This is a genomic window from uncultured Treponema sp., assembly GCF_945873775.1.
Classification (GTDB): Bacteria; Spirochaetota; Spirochaetia; order Treponematales; family Treponemataceae; genus Treponema_D.
In genome coordinates, this window is sequence record NZ_CAMCEC010000017.1 from 37,541 (window position 1) to 52,728 (window position 15,188).

The 15,188-nt window shown below is 42.5% G+C and carries 18 protein-coding genes; 5 read left to right on the forward strand and 13 right to left on the reverse strand.

Going from position 1 to position 15,188, the window contains the following annotated elements; genetic code table 11:
* The first annotated feature begins 1 nt into the window (after nucleotide 1).
* Nucleotides 2–718, forward strand: coding sequence for a tRNA threonylcarbamoyladenosine dehydratase (locus Q0N70_RS08800; RefSeq protein WP_294015915.1), 717 nt, complete (start codon nucleotides 2–4; stop codon nucleotides 716–718).
* Here Q0N70_RS08800 and purN read toward each other — a convergent pair.
* Together purN and purM are read right to left on the reverse strand one after the other, a co-directional pair.
* Nucleotides 715–1,341 carry a phosphoribosylglycinamide formyltransferase gene (gene purN / locus Q0N70_RS08805; protein WP_294015916.1) on the reverse strand — a complete coding sequence of 209 codons (627 nt, stop codon included), beginning with the start codon at nucleotides 1,339–1,341 and terminating at the stop codon, nucleotides 715–717. The genes Q0N70_RS08800 and purN overlap by 4 nt on opposite strands.
* On the reverse strand, nucleotides 1,334–2,443 hold the full coding sequence (purM, locus tag Q0N70_RS08810; RefSeq protein ID WP_294015917.1) for a phosphoribosylformylglycinamidine cyclo-ligase: 1,110 nt from the start codon (nucleotides 2,441–2,443) through the stop codon (nucleotides 1,334–1,336). The genes purN and purM overlap by 8 nt, the downstream gene beginning before the upstream one ends.
* Nucleotides 2,444–2,883: 440 nt before the next feature.
* Between purM and Q0N70_RS08815 the strand changes: the two genes are divergently transcribed.
* Both Q0N70_RS08815 and Q0N70_RS08820 read left to right on the forward strand, forming a co-directional pair.
* A complete protein-coding gene (locus Q0N70_RS08815) occupies nucleotides 2,884–3,240 on the forward strand; it encodes a type II toxin-antitoxin system RelE/ParE family toxin (RefSeq protein WP_294015918.1) in 357 nt (118 codons plus the stop codon).
* Nucleotides 3,237–3,518 (forward strand): helix-turn-helix transcriptional regulator, encoded by a 282-nt coding sequence (locus Q0N70_RS08820; RefSeq protein ID WP_294015919.1) that lies wholly within the window; start codon nucleotides 3,237–3,239, stop codon nucleotides 3,516–3,518. Before Q0N70_RS08815 ends, Q0N70_RS08820 begins: the two co-directional genes overlap by 4 nt.
* 58 nt (nucleotides 3,519–3,576) lie before the next feature.
* Here Q0N70_RS08820 and Q0N70_RS08825 read toward each other — a convergent pair whose 3' ends face one another.
* Nucleotides 3,577–4,671 carry a hypothetical protein gene (locus Q0N70_RS08825; protein ID WP_294015920.1) on the reverse strand — a complete coding sequence of 365 codons (1,095 nt, stop codon included), beginning with the start codon at nucleotides 4,669–4,671 and terminating at the stop codon, nucleotides 3,577–3,579.
* A 78-nt stretch (nucleotides 4,672–4,749) separates the two neighbouring features.
* Entirely contained in the window at nucleotides 4,750–5,691 is a 942-nt protein-coding gene (locus Q0N70_RS08830; protein ID WP_294015921.1) for a reverse transcriptase/maturase family protein, read from the reverse strand.
* A 110-nt stretch (nucleotides 5,692–5,801) separates the two neighbouring features.
* Here Q0N70_RS08830 and Q0N70_RS08835 point away from each other — a divergent pair, with 110 nt between their 5' ends.
* Nucleotides 5,802–6,020, forward strand: coding sequence for a hypothetical protein (locus tag Q0N70_RS08835; RefSeq protein WP_294015923.1), 219 nt, complete (start codon nucleotides 5,802–5,804; stop codon nucleotides 6,018–6,020).
* A gap of 185 nt (nucleotides 6,021–6,205) precedes the next feature.
* On the opposite strand, the gene Q0N70_RS08840 is transcribed toward Q0N70_RS08835, so the two are convergent.
* The 5 genes from Q0N70_RS08840 to Q0N70_RS08860 form a co-directional block, all read right to left on the reverse strand.
* A complete protein-coding gene (locus Q0N70_RS08840) occupies nucleotides 6,206–6,730 on the reverse strand; it encodes an HRDC domain-containing protein (RefSeq protein WP_294015925.1) in 525 nt (174 codons plus the stop codon).
* Nucleotides 6,731–6,953: 223 nt separating this feature from the next.
* A complete protein-coding gene (locus Q0N70_RS08845) occupies nucleotides 6,954–7,766 on the reverse strand; it encodes a formylglycine-generating enzyme family protein (protein WP_294015927.1) in 813 nt (270 codons plus the stop codon).
* A 102-nt stretch (nucleotides 7,767–7,868) separates the two neighbouring features.
* Nucleotides 7,869–8,696: an SUMF1/EgtB/PvdO family nonheme iron enzyme gene (locus Q0N70_RS08850; RefSeq protein WP_294015929.1), complete on the reverse strand. Its 828-nt coding sequence runs from the start codon at nucleotides 8,694–8,696 to the stop codon at nucleotides 7,869–7,871.
* A 72-nt stretch (nucleotides 8,697–8,768) separates the two neighbouring features.
* On the reverse strand, nucleotides 8,769–9,404 hold the full coding sequence (locus tag Q0N70_RS08855; protein ID WP_294015931.1) for a formylglycine-generating enzyme family protein: 636 nt from the start codon (nucleotides 9,402–9,404) through the stop codon (nucleotides 8,769–8,771).
* A gap of 62 nt (nucleotides 9,405–9,466) precedes the next feature.
* Nucleotides 9,467–9,673: a hypothetical protein gene (locus Q0N70_RS08860; RefSeq protein WP_294015933.1), complete on the reverse strand. Its 207-nt coding sequence runs from the start codon at nucleotides 9,671–9,673 to the stop codon at nucleotides 9,467–9,469.
* 78 nt (nucleotides 9,674–9,751) lie between these two features.
* On the opposite strand from Q0N70_RS08860, the gene Q0N70_RS08865 reads away from it, so the two are divergent.
* Nucleotides 9,752–10,000, forward strand: a complete 249-nt coding sequence (locus tag Q0N70_RS08865; protein WP_294015934.1) for a hypothetical protein — start codon at nucleotides 9,752–9,754, stop codon at nucleotides 9,998–10,000.
* A 64-nt stretch (nucleotides 10,001–10,064) separates the two neighbouring features.
* Here the strand turns inward: Q0N70_RS08865 and Q0N70_RS08870 are convergent, their stop codons facing one another.
* From Q0N70_RS08870 to Q0N70_RS08885, 4 genes are all read right to left on the reverse strand, one after another.
* Nucleotides 10,065–10,616, reverse strand: coding sequence for a hypothetical protein (locus tag Q0N70_RS08870; protein ID WP_294015935.1), 552 nt, complete (start codon nucleotides 10,614–10,616; stop codon nucleotides 10,065–10,067).
* A gap of 71 nt (nucleotides 10,617–10,687) precedes the next feature.
* Nucleotides 10,688–11,524 (reverse strand): SUMF1/EgtB/PvdO family nonheme iron enzyme, encoded by an 837-nt coding sequence (locus Q0N70_RS08875; RefSeq protein WP_294015936.1) that lies wholly within the window; start codon nucleotides 11,522–11,524, stop codon nucleotides 10,688–10,690.
* Between the two features lie 2 nt (nucleotides 11,525–11,526).
* On the reverse strand, nucleotides 11,527–11,874 hold the full coding sequence (locus Q0N70_RS08880) for a hypothetical protein (RefSeq protein WP_294015937.1): 348 nt from the start codon (nucleotides 11,872–11,874) through the stop codon (nucleotides 11,527–11,529).
* Between the two features lie 280 nt (nucleotides 11,875–12,154).
* Entirely contained in the window at nucleotides 12,155–14,932 is a 2,778-nt protein-coding gene (locus tag Q0N70_RS08885; RefSeq protein ID WP_294015938.1) for an SUMF1/EgtB/PvdO family nonheme iron enzyme, read from the reverse strand.
* Between the last annotated feature and the right edge of the window lie 256 nt (nucleotides 14,933–15,188).

The window sequence follows — 15,188 nt, forward strand, 5'->3', positions numbered from 1 at the left end:
CATGAACCAGTTTTCACGCTCAGAACTTATTTTCGGCAAGGCAGGAATTGAAAAACTGAACCGCTCAAAAGTCGCAGTGTTCGGAATAGGCGGAGTGGGCGGCTACGCAGTTGAAGCCTTGGCAAGAAGCGGAATCGGCAGCTTTGATTTAATTGACAGCGACACTGTAAGCCTTACAAACATAAACCGCCAGATTATAGCCACGCATAAAACAATAGGACTTTACAAAGTTGACGTTGCAAAGGAGCGAATCCTTGAAATAAACCCGCAGGCAGAAGTTAAAACCCACAAAGTTTTTTTCACGCAGGAAACAAAAGACACATTCGACTTTTCAAGCTACGACTATATAATAGATGCAATTGACACAGTCGCAGGAAAAATCGCGCTTGCAGAAGAAGCACAAAAATGCGGAACAAAAATAATCAGCTGCATGGGAGCCGGAAACAAAATCGATCCCACACAGCTTGAAGTTTCGGATATTTACAAAACCAGCGTCTGTCCTCTTGCCCGGGCAATGCGAAAAGCCTTAAAAGAACGCGGAATTAAAAAGCTTAAAGTTGTGTATTCAAAAGAAGAGCCTGTAAAAATAATATATGACAGTTCCGCGGAAACAAAAGGAACAGCAGGCAGACCAGCTCCCGGAAGCACATCATTTGTGCCGTCCGCAGCCGGCTTGATTATAGCAGGAGAAGTAATAAAAGACTTAGTAAAGTCCTAGAGCTTGCCGAAGCAAAGCATAAGAAGACCTTCAATAATGGCCTTATGTTCATTCGGAGCAATTCTTTCATACAAGGAATCTGGAGTGTCGCCGGGCATTACAGGAACTTTTTTCTGCACAAGAATTTTTCCTGTATCGCAGCCGCCATCCACAAGATGAACAGTGCAGCCGCTTTCTTTTTCCTTTGCGTCAATAACAGCCTCGTGGACATTATGCCCCCACATCCCCACTCCGCCGAACTTAGGCAAAAGAGCCGGATGAAGGTTTATAATTTTATTCTTATATTCCTGAATTATATTTCCCTGCAAAACGCTCAAGTAGCCTGCAAGAACAATTCCGTCAATTCCGCGGAGCTTGCACTCTTCAAGAATAGCATCAGAAACCGCAGCATTTTTTTCTTCACGTGAAGCTTTTTGCGCAGCTTCTTTTCCCATCACGGAAAACGGACTTTTTACAACGCAGTCAATTCCGGCAGTTTTTGCACGCTCAAGCGCATAGGCATTTTTTGTGCTTGAAATAACAACGTCAATCTTGTAAGGACAGTCCGCATGAGACTTCTGATAGTCTATAAGAGATTGAAGGTTTGTTCCTCCGCCAGAAACTAAAACAGCAGTCTTAAACATAGAACTGTGTCATTTCCTTGCTGCCCTTGAATTCGCCCTTGATAACTTTGTCAGTGTGGCCAACGTATCCAATTTCATAGGCTTTCATAACAGGAGCGCCTTTTACAGCGAATTTCTTTGCGTTTGCATTGAACCTCTTTAGGATTTCCGCAGCGTCCTTTTTGCTTACCGCAAGAACAAATCCAATTCCCATATTGAAAGTTGAGAAAACATTTTCCGGATCCGCGCCGCGCTTTATAAGCTCATCAAAAATCTCTGGAACTTCCCAAGAATCTTTTTTTATCATTGCAATGAGCTGCTTTTTGCCTTCTTTTGCATGAGGGAACATACGCGGAACATTCTCATAAAATCCGCCGCCTGTAACGTGAACCATTCCATGAACACTAGAACGGAATTTGCTCAAAACATCCATAACCGGGCGCACATAAATGCGTGTAGGAGTAAGAAGAACTTCTCCGATTTTTCTTTCTTTTCCGCCGATTGTAATTTTCTCTTCAAAATCTGTAACAAGCTTTCTTATTAAAGAGTATCCGTTTGAATGAGGACCAGTAGAAGAAAGACCGATTAAAACATCGCCCTCTTTTATTTTGCTTCCATTAATAATGTCAGCTTTATCTGCAACGCCAACTCCAAAGCCAGCCAGATCATATTTTCCGTCATCGTAAAAACCTGGCATTTCAGCAGTTTCGCCGCCAAGAAGAGCGCAGCCCGCATCTACGCAGCCGTCAGTTACGCCTTTTACAAGCTCGCCGGCAACCTTTGAATCAAGCTTTCCGCAGGCAATATAATCAAGGAAAAATGAAGTCTTTACGCCGCTGCAAAGAATGTCGTTAACGCTCATTGCAACACAGTCAATTCCAACTGTATCATAGATTCCCATCTGAAAAGCAATGTCCAGCTTTGTTCCAACTCCATCTGTTCCAGAAACCATAACAGGATTCTTCATATTCTTTGGAACTGCAAACATTCCATTGAATGCGCCAAGCTCGGTCAGCTGACCAGGGATTCTTGCACGCTCAGACTGCTTCTTGTATTTGTCAACAGCCTTGTAGCCCTCATTAACATCAACGCCAGCTTTCTTGTAGTCAAATTTTTCCGCCATGATTCCGTTCCTTAAAAAAATTGTTTTTATAATATACCGTTTATTTTGTTATTATTCAATTCCAAGAAAAACGAGAATATCAATATAATCTCCGCAAAGCTAAAGCCGCAGTGTCATTGCCTGCTATAAGATTATCCAGACAAGCTAGATAATTGCTGCCTAATCGAAAAATATTATAATATTTATTGATTAGCCTAGTTTTTTCCCGTGCAAGCGGCACGGGAATTTCTTTTTGCACAAATCAGTTTCTATCTTCTAGCGCGCTTGAACATTTTTCCGTCAAAATAGAGGGTGCTTGAATCTTCAAAGCTTACACGGGACTGCACAATCATAAAACAGCATGGTAATGCAGTGTTAACCAGTAACTAATCATTTGCCACAGGGAACCAAAACCGTCTTTTTTATTTGACGAAGCGTATCAATTATGATACATTCAAAATATGGAAATCCAGAAGAAAATAAAAGCAGAATTTTTCAAAACAGAACAAAACAATGAGCCTGTGCGGGATTTCCTAAAAGGACTGTCTCTAGAAGATAAAAAATCTGTGGGGGCGGATATTATGGCTGTGGAAATGTCTTGGCCGGTTGGATATCCAGCAGTAAGGAAACTTGATACTAATTTATGGGAGGTTCGCTCAGATATTTCTGACAAAAGAATTTGCCGAGTGATGTTCACAATAAACGGAAGCAAAATGATATTGCTTCATGCGTTTATAAAGAAAACCCAAAAAACTCCAAAAGATGATATGGAATTGGGCAAGAAACGAAGGAACTTAGTTTTAGGAGGCCAAAAATGAATAATACATATGCAGGAAGTTCTTTTGATGATTTTCTCGAAGAAGAAGGAATTGCTACAGAAGTAAAAAATGAGGCAATAAAAAGACTTATTTCATATAATTTGCTTGAAGAAATGCAAAAACAGAATATAAACAAAACAGAAATGGCAAAAAAAATGTCTACTTCTCGTGCCGCATTGGACCGGCTCTTGAATCCATATAATGATTCTGTAACCCTTGCAACTTTGACAAAAGCTGCAAATGTGCTTGGAAAAAAGTTAATATTGCAACTGCAATGATTAGCCTAGTTTTTTCCTGTGCTGCGGCACAGGAATTTCTTTTTGCACGGATCAGTTTCTATCTTCTAGCGCGCTTGAACATTTTTCCGTCAAAATAAAGGGTGTTTGAATCTTCAAAGCTTACACGGGACTGCAATGACTCTCCTGCTTTCTTTTCTGGCGTATTTTTGCTAGAAGCAGAGTTAATCTTTAGATATGCAGTATTTTCAGGCATTGTATATGTGCCGGAATATTTAAACTCTTCCTCTGGCAGTTCTATCAGTTTTCCGACCCGCGGCTGTCCAAATTCGTTTATATGATAGCTAAAAAGATCCATAGGATTTAAATCTATTTCTGTGCCGAAATCTTTATGATAGTAATAAGAAAACTCTCCGGACGCTCCGTCGCCTTTGAAGACAAGCTCCGCAAAGCCTTTTCTGTCGTCCTTGCTGTCGTCAAATCTCCATTTTCCAGGCAGCGTTCTTTTTAGGTAGCTAAAATATGCCTGCCTGTCGGCTTCCTTTATTGCATCGCATATTTTATTGAGCTTTTCAGCATACTTTTCTTCAAACTTGCCGCAGAAGTCGTCATATATTTCTGAGTTTATTGTGAAATAATTTTCCATCAAGTCAGAAGAGGCAGGAACAAGCTTTGCAAGCTTGTCTTGGTACTCTTTTATCATCTTGTTCGACATCTTAAAGTTCGGGTTGCCCACCGCATTCATTTTTGCGGAAAAGCTTTCCGTGAAGTCATCTGTCTTTGAATTAAGCTTACTGTAAACAGCTGAAATCTGCTTAAGATAGTCTTTTTTATTCTCTCTTAGCTCTTCAAGGCCTTTTCTGTCGTCTGAACATTCATTCATCTGGGAAACAGCTTCATCAAGAGCCTTGCTGTACTCGCCCATAAAGTCAACAGACTTAAAATTGCTGGTCTGCTCCTCATAAGCACCCTCAATGCCCTTTATCCACTTGTTGAATTTCATTCCCGGCGCAACAATGCCGCTGACAACCGCAAAAACAATTAAAACCGCCGCACCGCAGGCAATATAATTCGCATACGGAATAACCTTTTTTAAGGCAGAAACCTTGCCCAAATACTTTTCCGCAAGATTTACAAAAGGCAGCCTGTTTATAAGGCCGCCAGCCTTGTTCAAATACTCTTTTACATTCTTCATTTTCTTACTCCTTTTTAAAATGAAATTGAATCTATTAAAAACATACGGAATTCAACAAATCCGCACGTTTTTTTCCTATCAAACCACTGCAATTTCCATGCAGTTTATCCTGTCCGCAAATTTCTCCTCATCAATCAACCCATGATTGAACTCATACACCAGCCGCCTTGCCTTTCTCTCCTTTCTTCTGCGTGTTCTGTTCAGCAGCGAAATTCTTTTGTCTGAAACTGAATACCCCAAGAACGGAACGCCATTTCTGCATGAGTTAATCACCGGCTGCTTGAAAAAAAGCGAGAACGGAGCTGTGAACTTCTGCATTTCGTCAAGAATATTCTTTAGCGCGCTCTTTGAATCCGAAAAAACAGCAATGTCGTCCATGTAGCGCGCATATCCTTTTGGCTTTAGCTTTTCCAGCACAAAATGGTCAAGCGGCGAAAGATAATAGTTCGCGAAAAACTGGCTCGTAAGGTTTCCAATCGGAAGCCCGCGGCCGTCTGAAACGCTGTAGGAATCTATAATCTCAAAGAGCAGCGCCAGACATTTTCTGTCCTTTATAATTCTAAAAAGAAGCTCCTTAAGCCTTTTGTGCGGAATCGAGTCAAAATATTTACGAACATCGAGCTTTAGAAAATACTTGCAGCTTCCTGCCTTTTTAAACGCATACTGAACAGCTCTATGCGTGCCCTTTTGTTTTCTGCAGGCGTAGGTATGGAAAATAAACTGCCTCTCAAAGACCGGCTCAAGCACATTCATTATTGCGTGGTGCACAATCCTGTCCTCAAAGCTTGCGGCAGTTATAGTCCGCTCCTTGGGGTCGTAGATTTTGAACTGGCGGTAGTTTCCAATTCTGTATGTTCCACTTTCAAGCTCCTTTTTTATTCTGCAAAGATTCTCATCAGCCTTTAAGTCAAAAATCAAAGCTGTATTTGAAAACCGCTTGCCTTTAACAGCCTTCAGGTAAGCCGCCCTAAGATTGTTAAAGTCTGTAATCCACTCAAATAAATTTCCAGCACGTTTCATAAAAAGAGGCCCTGCAGAGCGTTCGCGTCTATTCTTACCGCTACCAGCACAGCACGGCAAAAAACTGTTCGTAAACACTGCGTTTACAGGAATAAGCCGGTTCCGCAAAATTGACAAATCATGTTTATTGCGGAGCTGGAGGAAGAGCGGACAATGCGGAAGCCCTGGTTGTTGTTGGTGTTATAGGCGTTGTTCCAGTCCTTGTTGCCCACCTCGCAGTTGTTGGCGTTGTTGTTCCAGCTGCCTCCGCAGTTATAGCGTTTGTTGCTGTTGTTTGGGTTGGAATCCCAGCCGAAAACTTTTCCAGAGGCTTACTCCTAAATATTTAAAGCTCATTGTCATTGTCGTACTTGATACGACAATCTGTTTTTTTATTTGCAATAGATTATCAAACGAGTTTCTTTTAGAAACATCGCAGGGTCAAGCCCGATAATGACACTCGGCATTCGACCTCCTAGAATATATCCAGCTGATTTTTATTTTCAGCGGAATCTGCTTTTACGCTGTCAGCCGCCTACTTTTCTGAAGCTGACTCAGTCTGCCCAGCCGCCGCAGCAATGTTTTCCGCCTGTTCCGCTAAAAGCATTGCTGACTTTATTGTTTCTAGAAACTCTTCTCCGAACTGCTTGTATTTTTGCTCGCTCACTCCTTTTATCTTTATGAAGTCCTCTTTTTTCTTTGGCGGATTCTGCGCCATAAGCGCAAGCTGCTCGTTGCTCAAGATTCCGTAAAGGGGAATTTTTGTTCTTTCGCCGATTTCCTTGCGTTTTTTGCGGAGCAGGTCATACACTGCAAACTGACTGGGATTTAACACATCGCGCCAGTCAACTTTTGCGCTCATTGTGTAAGACTGCTTTGCGCCCTCATTGTCCGAATACTCCACAAGGAATACCCAGCCAGTGCCCCGCTCGCCGTCTATAAGCCTTTTTTCCACATTTATTATGCGGCGGGACTTAAGAAAGTTGTTAAGCTCCGCGTGGCTGGACGGCTCGCTGAAAGGACTTACAAAAAACGTCATGAACTGAGTCAATAAAGCCATAAATTCTCCTCCACATAGATTCCCCGGTCAAGCCGGGGAATGACATACAACATTACAAGGCTTGCTTATATGACATTCACACTCTTGCGAATTTGTCATTCCCGCACTCGATGCGGGAATCTGTTTTTTTTACAACAGCGCCTGCTCGCTACAGCTGCTCCGAGCCTGCTCCATTCGGCTTAACGCCTCATTACACTGGCTCTGCACCGCTACAGCTCGCCTATTACTTGCCTGTGGAGCGGACAATGCGGAAGCCCTGGCTGTTGTAGGTGCTACAGGCGTCGAGCCAGCCCCCGTTGTCCACCTCGCAGTAGTTGGCGCCGTAGTTCCAGCTGCCTCCGCAGAAATAGCGATCGTAGCTGCCGTATGGGTCGGAATCCCAGCACCATTCCCAAACATTGCCGCTCATGTCGTAAAGTCCGTAGCCGTTAGGCTTTTTCTGCGCTACAGGATGAGTCTTTCTATCGCTGTTTTCGACATACCAGCCCACTTCGTCCAGATTGTCGCTTCCGCTGTACTTGAATTCCTGTCCGCCTTTTGCTGCATATTGCCATTCCTCCAGTGTAGGCAGGCGGTAACCATTAGCCTCTTCGTCCCACTCTATTTTCTCAGAAATATCATTTCCTACGCCCCACCTATACACATTGGTTACTCCATTAATAGAATAGACAGGGTCAAGACCTTCCTTTTTGCTAAGCTCGTTGCAGAACGACACTGCATCAACCCAGCTCACTTTTTCTACAGGAAGATTCTTTTCTCCCTTGAATTCGCTTGGATTCTCGCCCATTACAGACTCGTAAAGCTCCTGTGTAACTTCTGTTGCAAGAATAGAAAAATTCTGCCCCGGAACAGCAATCATCAAACTGCTAGCCTTGTAGTTTTCCTTTCCAAGAACTTTCTGCACGTCAACCTTTTTCTGCCCACACGAAGTGGTCAGCGGAACTGTAAGCATCACAAGCGCGCACAAAAGCCTTGCAAAAGGCAGTCCGCTCTTACGGCCGCCTGCCAAACTAAAACATTTTTTCAAGCTCTTCATTTTCTTACTCCTTTTTAAAATGAAACTAAATCTATTAAAAACACCGCAGTGTTTTATGCCGTTTTCTTTTCATTCCCGTGCTTAACACGGGAATGAATAAGCTTACTCATCTGCATTGCGCACAACGCGGAAACCTAAAAACACAGCCTTAAGGCCAGTAGAACTGGAAGTCTCGTAGTCCACCGTGCAACGATTGGAATCAAAACTCCAGGCACCGCCACAGTAGCTGCGACCATAGGTGCCATTATAGCTAGAGCCTTCAGAATCCCAGCACCATTCGCATACGTTGCCGCTCATGTCGTACAAGCCGTAGCCATTTGCCTTTTTCTGTGCAACTGGATGTGTTTTGTCCCGAACTAAGCCATTCCAGGCAACTTCATCGATATTGTCACTGCCGCTGTACTTAAAAGCCTGTCCGCCATTTGCCGCATACTGCCATTCTTCAACTGTAGGCAGGCGGTAGCCGTTAGCATTTTTATTCCATTTTATTTTTTCTCCTGGGAAAGAGTCCCATTTATTAACCATATTCCACCATTTTTCTACATCAGTTTCACCCTCAAAAGAATACACAGGCTCAAGTCCTTCCTTCTCGCTCAGCTTGTTGCAAAAGCTAACAGCGTCATACCAGCTCACATTTTCCACAGGAAGATTTTTTTCGCCCTTGAAGTTGCTAGGGTTTACTCCCATAACAGACTCGTAAATCTCCTGGGTAACTTCTGTGTCCATTATGCAATAGCTTTCTCCAGGAATCTGAACCATATTTATTCCCCGCTCCTCGTCCTCTATGGCAATCTGCTCAACAGCCTTGCCAGAGGCACATGAAGCGCAAAGCGAAGCAACAAGCATCATGCTTCCGCATGCAAGCATTGCAAAAGACAGCCCGCTTTTGCGGCCGTCACCAAAACCAAAACATTTTTTTAAGCTTTTCATTTTTTTACTCCTTGTTAAAATGAAATTAAATTTATTAAAAACACCGCAGTGCTTTATGCCGTTTTTTTGTCATTATTCGCCTGCATTGCGCACAACGCGGAAGCCCAAGTTGGAGTAGGTGTAGTTGACATCGTTCCAGTAACCGTTGCTCACCTCGCAGCGGTCGCCCTTGTTGCGCCAGCTACCGCCACAGTCATAGCGGCTCCCATTGCCATCGGAATCCCAGCACCATTCATAAACGTTGCCGCTCATGTCGTACAGTCCGTAGCCGTTAGAAGCTTTCTGTGCTACTGGGTGTGTCTTGCCTTCACTGTTTTCGCTATACCAGCCCACTTCATCGATATTATCGCTGCCGCTGTACTTGAATTCCTGTCCGCCCTTTGCTGCGTACTGCCACTCTTCCACTGTTGGCAGGCGGTAGCCGTTTTCATTTTCATTTTGATTTATAGTTCCTATTATTTTATTTTCCGAATCATACACCCATTCTTTCGCCTCAGTTTTGTCATCAACAGCATAGACAGGAGTCAAACCGCATTTCTTACTTAATTCATTGCAGAACACAATAGCGTCATACCAGTTTACGTCTTCCACAGGAAGATTCTTTTCTCCCTTGAAATAGCTTGGGTTCTCTCCCATAACAGACTCATAAAGCTCCTGCGTAACTTCCGTTTTCAGGATAGAGTAAGTCTTCCCTGGAACAGGAATCATCAAATTGTCTATATTCAGCCTTGTTTCGCTAGGATTTGAATCATCCTTACCATCACTTGGTTTTATTTCACCGGAATTTTTTTTGTCAACATCCGCCCCCCCTCAAAGGTTGATTCAATAGTTGAATCTCCATTGTCGTCTCCTGAGTCAGAGCATGAAATCTGCAATGGAACAGCAAGAAGTATAATTCCGCAAATAATAGAACTAGCAAAAGGCAGTCCGCTTTTGCGGCCGCCAGCCCAAGTAAAAGATTTTTTTAAGCTTTTCATTTTTCTACTATGCTCCTATATTTTTTTATCAGCTTATAAAATTTGCCGGCGCAATTAAGTATTAGCACAACAAGAATTATGAAATTACATAAAACCACAGTATTTTCTAAATTTGAAAATACGGATTTTAGCAACGCCAAAAAGTCTGAATTACAAAAATTGATTACAAGGCTTATAAAAATCACAGCGACAGGTATAAAAACAGATAAAGAAAAATCAAAAATATGCAGCCGCAATTTAGACTTAAAGTCTTTTGTTTCTTTTTCATTACCTGCAATATCACTGTTTTTCTTAGAAATCAGTTCCTTAAAAGAAGAATCTTTATAGCCATAAAAAAATGTCAAAATACCTATAACGACCGAAAGCATTTCAATTGTCTTTGAATCCATTCTTAGTTCTCCTCTCCATTAAAGTACGCAACAACTTCTGCCGAAACTTTGTAGAAACTTGTTGAATCATTCAGCTTCTTTATTAAAGGAAAATCAGGCTTGTTAAGCCTTAGCTCTTCATTAATCTTTTTTACAAAATAAGTAGAATCAATATCCACATATAAACCATCTTCATCTTTTGATATTTTTTTTAACTTAGAATCTTGAAAATAAATTTTTATTGATTCATAAAGGCTTTTTTTCAATTCTTCTGAATAAGTTGAAAGAGTTGACTCCATAATTGTCTTTGCCTGTCTTTCCGTACAATGAAAAATAAGAGCAACATCATATTCTGACGGAATAATGCCGCCCAATATGTTTTTTATTATGCAGAAAAGTTTTATCTGCCTTACTTGTGAAATTGCAGAAACAGCAAATTTAGTGTCTGCAAGTATCGCCCAGTCTTCAAGTGCTGCATCCGCAACTTTTTTCTCAAATCCAGATATATCACTTTTGCCTTTCTCATTACAAAAATGACTATAAACTTTGTATAAGTCTTTATATTTTGTTTCCATAAAAATAATTTTCTCCATTTTTCATGTTGTTTATTTATTTTACGTTTAACACCGTGCAGAGTACGTCCTTTTTACTCATCTATATTGCGGACAATGCGGAAGCCAACGTCGCTGCTCCTGTAGACATCGTTCCGCTTACTATTCACTCCACAGCCACTGGTATGCTCATCATAGTCTCCATGGTACAAAATCTTAAAACCACCGCCACAATTACTACCTCCATCGCTCCATTCCCACACATTGCCACTCATGTCGTACAAGCCATAGCCGTTAGGCTTTTTCTGCGCAACTGGATGAGTTTTGTATTTACTATTATATTGCCACCATCCAACATCACTAAGATTATCGCTTCCGCTAAATTCATATTCCTGACCGCCCTTTGCCGCATACTGCCACTCTTCCAGCATAGGCAGGCGGTAGCCATTAGCATACTTATTACATTCAACTCCTTTTGAAATGCTATTACCTTTATGTGGAACATAGTCCCATTCAGACACATCAGTCTTATTTGAAACGGAATACACTGGAACAAGTCCATCCATCACACTCAACTTGTTGCAGAATACAACAGCGTCATACCAGCTCACACATTCCACAGGAAGATTCTTTTCACCATTGAATTCACTAGGATTCTCGCCCATCACAAATTCATAGAATTCTTGTGTAACCTCTGTTTTTAGTATGCTGTAGCTTTTTCCTGGAACAGCAACTAGTGCGCCATCAAGAAAAGTATTGTCCAAGTTTTCCTTCAATATCACGGCAATCTGCTTCTTTTCTCTTTCTGCTAAAAGGCTTTCTGATGTAACATTTTTGTACTGTTCCAAACTTTTCTCAAAGCTGTCTTCCGCAGATAGCACAGATGACAGCAACGAGGATATTACAGCGATAAAAATAAACTTCAATTTCATAATTACTGCTCTCCCTGTTGAATAATATGAATTCTCAAATCTCCCAACGGAGCAATAACCTCATTGTAAATTTTATCAACAAGAACATCGTACTCATTGGAAGTCGGTTTTTCTTTTGTTTCTGTATGTACAATATTTGTTAGCTGCAGTAAATTTTCACTTCTGTTAAAAACAAAATCAAAACGTAAATCAGTACCAGCCAAACCAAAGTAATAAAATTTTGCGTCATCTGAAATTACATGAGTTTCATCATCTTTCATTCCCAAAAAGCTCCAGCCATTTGGAAGGCTGTTTTTCATGTTGTCAACAAAACCTGCGACTGCAGAACCTTCAATTTTAATTTCTTTCATCTTTTTGCTCCTCGTATATTTATTTAATAAACTCCTAAAATAAATTTTCACTCTCCGTGTCCTGCCGCACATATCCAAGTGTCATTTCCGCACTTGATGCAGGAAATCCACACAAGATTATCCAGTCAAGCTGGATAATGACAAAACGATTTGTCATTCCCGCACTCGATGCGGGAATCTATCTTTTTTTACAGCACCCAACTCGCTGCAGTTGCTCCGAGCCTGCTCCATTCGGCTTAACGCCTCTTTACGCTGGCTCTGCACCGCCGCAGCTCGCCTTTTACTTGGCTGTAGAGCGGACAATGCGGAAGCCCATGAGGTCGTAGGTGCTATAGGCGTCGTCCCAGCCCTTGTCGCCCACCTCGCAGTAGTCGGCGTCGTTGAACCAGCTGCCGCCGCAGTAATAGCGTGAGTAGCTGTAGCTTGGGGAGGAATCCCAGCACCATTCCAAAACGTTGCCGTTCATGTCATACAAGCCGTAGCCGTTAGGCTTTTTCTGCGCCACAGGATGTATTTTTCCTCCGCTGTTTTCTCTATACCAGCCCACTTCGTCCAAGTTGTCGCTACCACTGTACTTGAATTCCTGTCCGCCCTTTGCCGCATACCGCCATTCTTCTACTGTAGGCAGGCGGTAGCCGTTAGCCTTTTCGTCCCACTTTATTTCCTTAGAAATACTATTTTCTTTATGCGGAACATAGCCCCACATAGACACGTTGGTTACTCCGTCAATTGAATAAACAGGCTTAAGACCTTCCTTTACACTCAGCCTGTTGCAGAACACAATAGCGTCATACCAGCTCACCCTTTCAACTGGAAGATTCTTTTCTCCCTTGAAGTTGCTAGGATTCTCGCCCATAACAGACTTATAAAGCTCCTGTGTAACTTCTGTTGCCATTATTGAATAATGCATATTTGGAACAGGAAGCATCAAATCATCTGCCTTTGCAATTCCTTTTTGCAAAACTGCTGGCACTTGTCTTATTTTCTCAAGCACAGCCTGTTTTTCTGCTTCTTTCTGAGCTATTTCCTTTTCTTCCGCAACAACGCCGTGCAGCCCGCGCATATCAAATCTTGGCTTTAGTGCAAGCCCTGCCTGCTTGTTAACAGTGTCTTTCTGCACAACTTTTCCTGTTAGGGCATTTATGGCGCGCACTTCGCCTATATTAAGAGTGTAGCAACTCGGCTTGCTCTCTGGAGCAGGCGCGGCTTTTATGTCAGCCTCAACAGTTATTACGGGCACTCCGCGCGCAAAAAGGGAGCTGTACAAGTCTGTGTTGTCAGCATACTCTGCAAGCTGCGCGTCTGTCGCGCTCGCAAGGTCTGGTGCTTTTTTTCCTGCAATGCTTTCATACTTCAATATAAATGTATCGCTAAGCAGCATAATTCCGTCAGCGTATACACAAAGCTCCACGTTCCAGCCGTATTTGTCGCCGTCATAATCGCCAAAGCTCACTGAAAGCGCATGGTCTGCGCTGCTTAATGTTCCGCTCTGCGCAATTTTCTTGTAGTCTGCGTTTATGTCATTTATAAGCGCGTTCTGCCTTGCCGCCGTTTTTTGAAAGACAGCGTCGCAGTCCGCATAGAATTTCTCAAGCAATGCTGTATGGTTCGCATTTACCTTGTTCACTCTTCTCTGTTTGGCGGCTTCTGTCGGCTGTCCGTCGTTCATTTCTACAGAAGTCCATTCCGCTTCCAGAATCTTAAGGGCCTGCTCCGCCTCGTCAAGCTTCATCTTGTCATGCAGCTCTATGCACTCGTTTTCCACGGACTGCCGGATTTCTGACAAAGCCTTTTTCTTTGCCTCAATATTTGCAATCAGGCGGATTCCTGTATCCGACTTTCGCCCTGCCGCCGCCTTTGCCACAGCCTCTTCAATCTTGGCTCTGCGCGCCTTGAGAGCATCGCTGCGCTTTTCATCCAGTTCTTCATCTGCGCTCCTGCGCTTGCCCTGCTCTTCAAGCAATGCCTTTTGTTTTTCCGCAGCATTGAGCTTTTGAGCGAACAGCTCCTTGTCGTTCTTTATTCTGATTCTGTCTGTAATGTCGTTTATTTTTCCGGAGCTGCCAATTTTTTCCATAGCGTTGCTGCTGTCATTAACCAGCCAGTTAAAATAGTCCGCCTTGTTTCCTGTGTTAAAAAGCTCATTGCCTTCATAGTCTTTGTTTAAAAGAATATTGCGCAGAAACTCTTCCACAGGAATATTTAGAGAATCAGCAATGGCAAGTGAGATTTTATCAGCCGCCCCTCCAGGAGCAAACAAGTCTTCGGCAGACGGATATTCATCAGAACTTACATTTGCGTTTACAGTGCCGTCGCTCCCTTTGAATTCCGCGTTTATAGAATATCCGCCGCCTGTCTTTTTAATTTTTGTGAACAGCGCGTATTCAGCTTTATCCTGCGCCTTGCCGTTTTTAAACATGGCCTCGACTTCTGTGTCAGTAATCAGGCTCATTCTAAGGCACTCTCGCAAATTGAGCCTAAGATTATCTCTTACACAGATTGGAATCCATTCAGCTTCTGTGCCAGGCAAATTTTCAGGCTCCAGATTTACAATCACAAACACCGCGTTTCTAAGGTCTGCTTTTCTTGCAGCCTCTGCCGCAGCTTCGGCTTCAAGCCTTTCTTTTTCTTCTTGCTGCCTTCTAAGCTCCGCAGCCTTTTCTTCCGCCCGCCTTCTTTCCGCCTCAAGTCGTTTTCTGTATTCAGCCGCAGTTTCAATTCCTGCAATTCTTGTAATTTTATAAGTTTTGGTTCTGATGTCTTTTACCTTGAACAAAACATTAAACCTGCTTTTTCTTGCATTTGACATCCTTATTTCTATGTCAATCATGTCTATGTCGCTTACGATATTGACCTTGCTTTTTGCAAAAAGCGGAATAGAAACTTCACCGTCGCTGTACACTTTCATCCGGCTAAGGTCAATCTCGCTCGCAAAGGACGCGTCTTCGTCCTTGTTCTTTTCCAGTGTCTTTACTAGCTTTCCTTCATCTACTGTTGTTTGAGCGAACGCCGGAACAAGCAGCAAAGCCGCAATCAAAACTGTAAGCAATCTTTTCATTTTCTTCTCCATTTCCTTTTATATTTAATTTTATTTTTCAACTGATATGGTTTGCAGAATTGAATTTAAAACAGCGCGACCCGGCGGACGCACATAAAACGTGCGCCCACCGGGTCGTATATTGTGAGTTTTTTCTATATGTAAATGCTTTTAGATTTTCTTCGCTATTAGAACTTGCGCATACTTCGCCTGCAGCAATAGAGCAATAGAGCAATAGAGCAATAGAGCAATAGAGCAATAGAGCAATAGAGCAATA

Excerpts from the sequence above, each read along its gene's own strand:
- Q0N70_RS08855 (WP_294015931.1), bottom strand. The coding sequence starts at position 9,404 with ATGATTCCTGTTCCAGGGAAGACTTACTCTATCCTGAAAACGGAAGTT.
- Q0N70_RS08815 (WP_294015918.1), top strand. The coding sequence starts at position 2,884 with ATGGAAATCCAGAAGAAAATAAAAGCAGAATTTTTCAAAACAGAACAA.
- Q0N70_RS08800 (WP_294015915.1), top strand. The coding sequence starts at position 2 with ATGAACCAGTTTTCACGCTCAGAACTTATTTTCGGCAAGGCAGGAATT.
- Q0N70_RS08840 (WP_294015925.1), bottom strand. The coding sequence starts at position 6,730 with ATGGCTTTATTGACTCAGTTCATGACGTTTTTTGTAAGTCCTTTCAGC.
- purM (WP_294015917.1), bottom strand. The coding sequence starts at position 2,443 with ATGGCGGAAAAATTTGACTACAAGAAAGCTGGCGTTGATGTTAATGAG.
- Q0N70_RS08825 (WP_294015920.1), bottom strand. The coding sequence starts at position 4,671 with ATGAAGAATGTAAAAGAGTATTTGAACAAGGCTGGCGGCCTTATAAAC.
- Q0N70_RS08830 (WP_294015921.1), bottom strand. The coding sequence starts at position 5,691 with ATGAAACGTGCTGGAAATTTATTTGAGTGGATTACAGACTTTAACAAT.
- purN (WP_294015916.1), bottom strand. The coding sequence starts at position 1,341 with ATGTTTAAGACTGCTGTTTTAGTTTCTGGCGGAGGAACAAACCTTCAA.
- Q0N70_RS08875 (WP_294015936.1), bottom strand. The coding sequence starts at position 11,524 with ATGAAATTGAAGTTTATTTTTATCGCTGTAATATCCTCGTTGCTGTCA.
- Q0N70_RS08845 (WP_294015927.1), bottom strand. The coding sequence starts at position 7,766 with ATGAAGAGCTTGAAAAAATGTTTTAGTTTGGCAGGCGGCCGTAAGAGC.
- Q0N70_RS08865 (WP_294015934.1), top strand. The coding sequence starts at position 9,752 with ATGAAATTACATAAAACCACAGTATTTTCTAAATTTGAAAATACGGAT.
- Q0N70_RS08820 (WP_294015919.1), top strand. The coding sequence starts at position 3,237 with ATGAATAATACATATGCAGGAAGTTCTTTTGATGATTTTCTCGAAGAA.
- Q0N70_RS08880 (WP_294015937.1), bottom strand. The coding sequence starts at position 11,874 with ATGAAAGAAATTAAAATTGAAGGTTCTGCAGTCGCAGGTTTTGTTGAC.
- Q0N70_RS08850 (WP_294015929.1), bottom strand. The coding sequence starts at position 8,696 with ATGAAAAGCTTAAAAAAATGTTTTGGTTTTGGTGACGGCCGCAAAAGC.
- Q0N70_RS08860 (WP_294015933.1), bottom strand. The coding sequence starts at position 9,673 with ATGAAAAGCTTAAAAAAATCTTTTACTTGGGCTGGCGGCCGCAAAAGC.
- Q0N70_RS08870 (WP_294015935.1), bottom strand. The coding sequence starts at position 10,616 with ATGGAAACAAAATATAAAGACTTATACAAAGTTTATAGTCATTTTTGT.
- Q0N70_RS08885 (WP_294015938.1), bottom strand. The coding sequence starts at position 14,932 with ATGAAAAGATTGCTTACAGTTTTGATTGCGGCTTTGCTGCTTGTTCCG.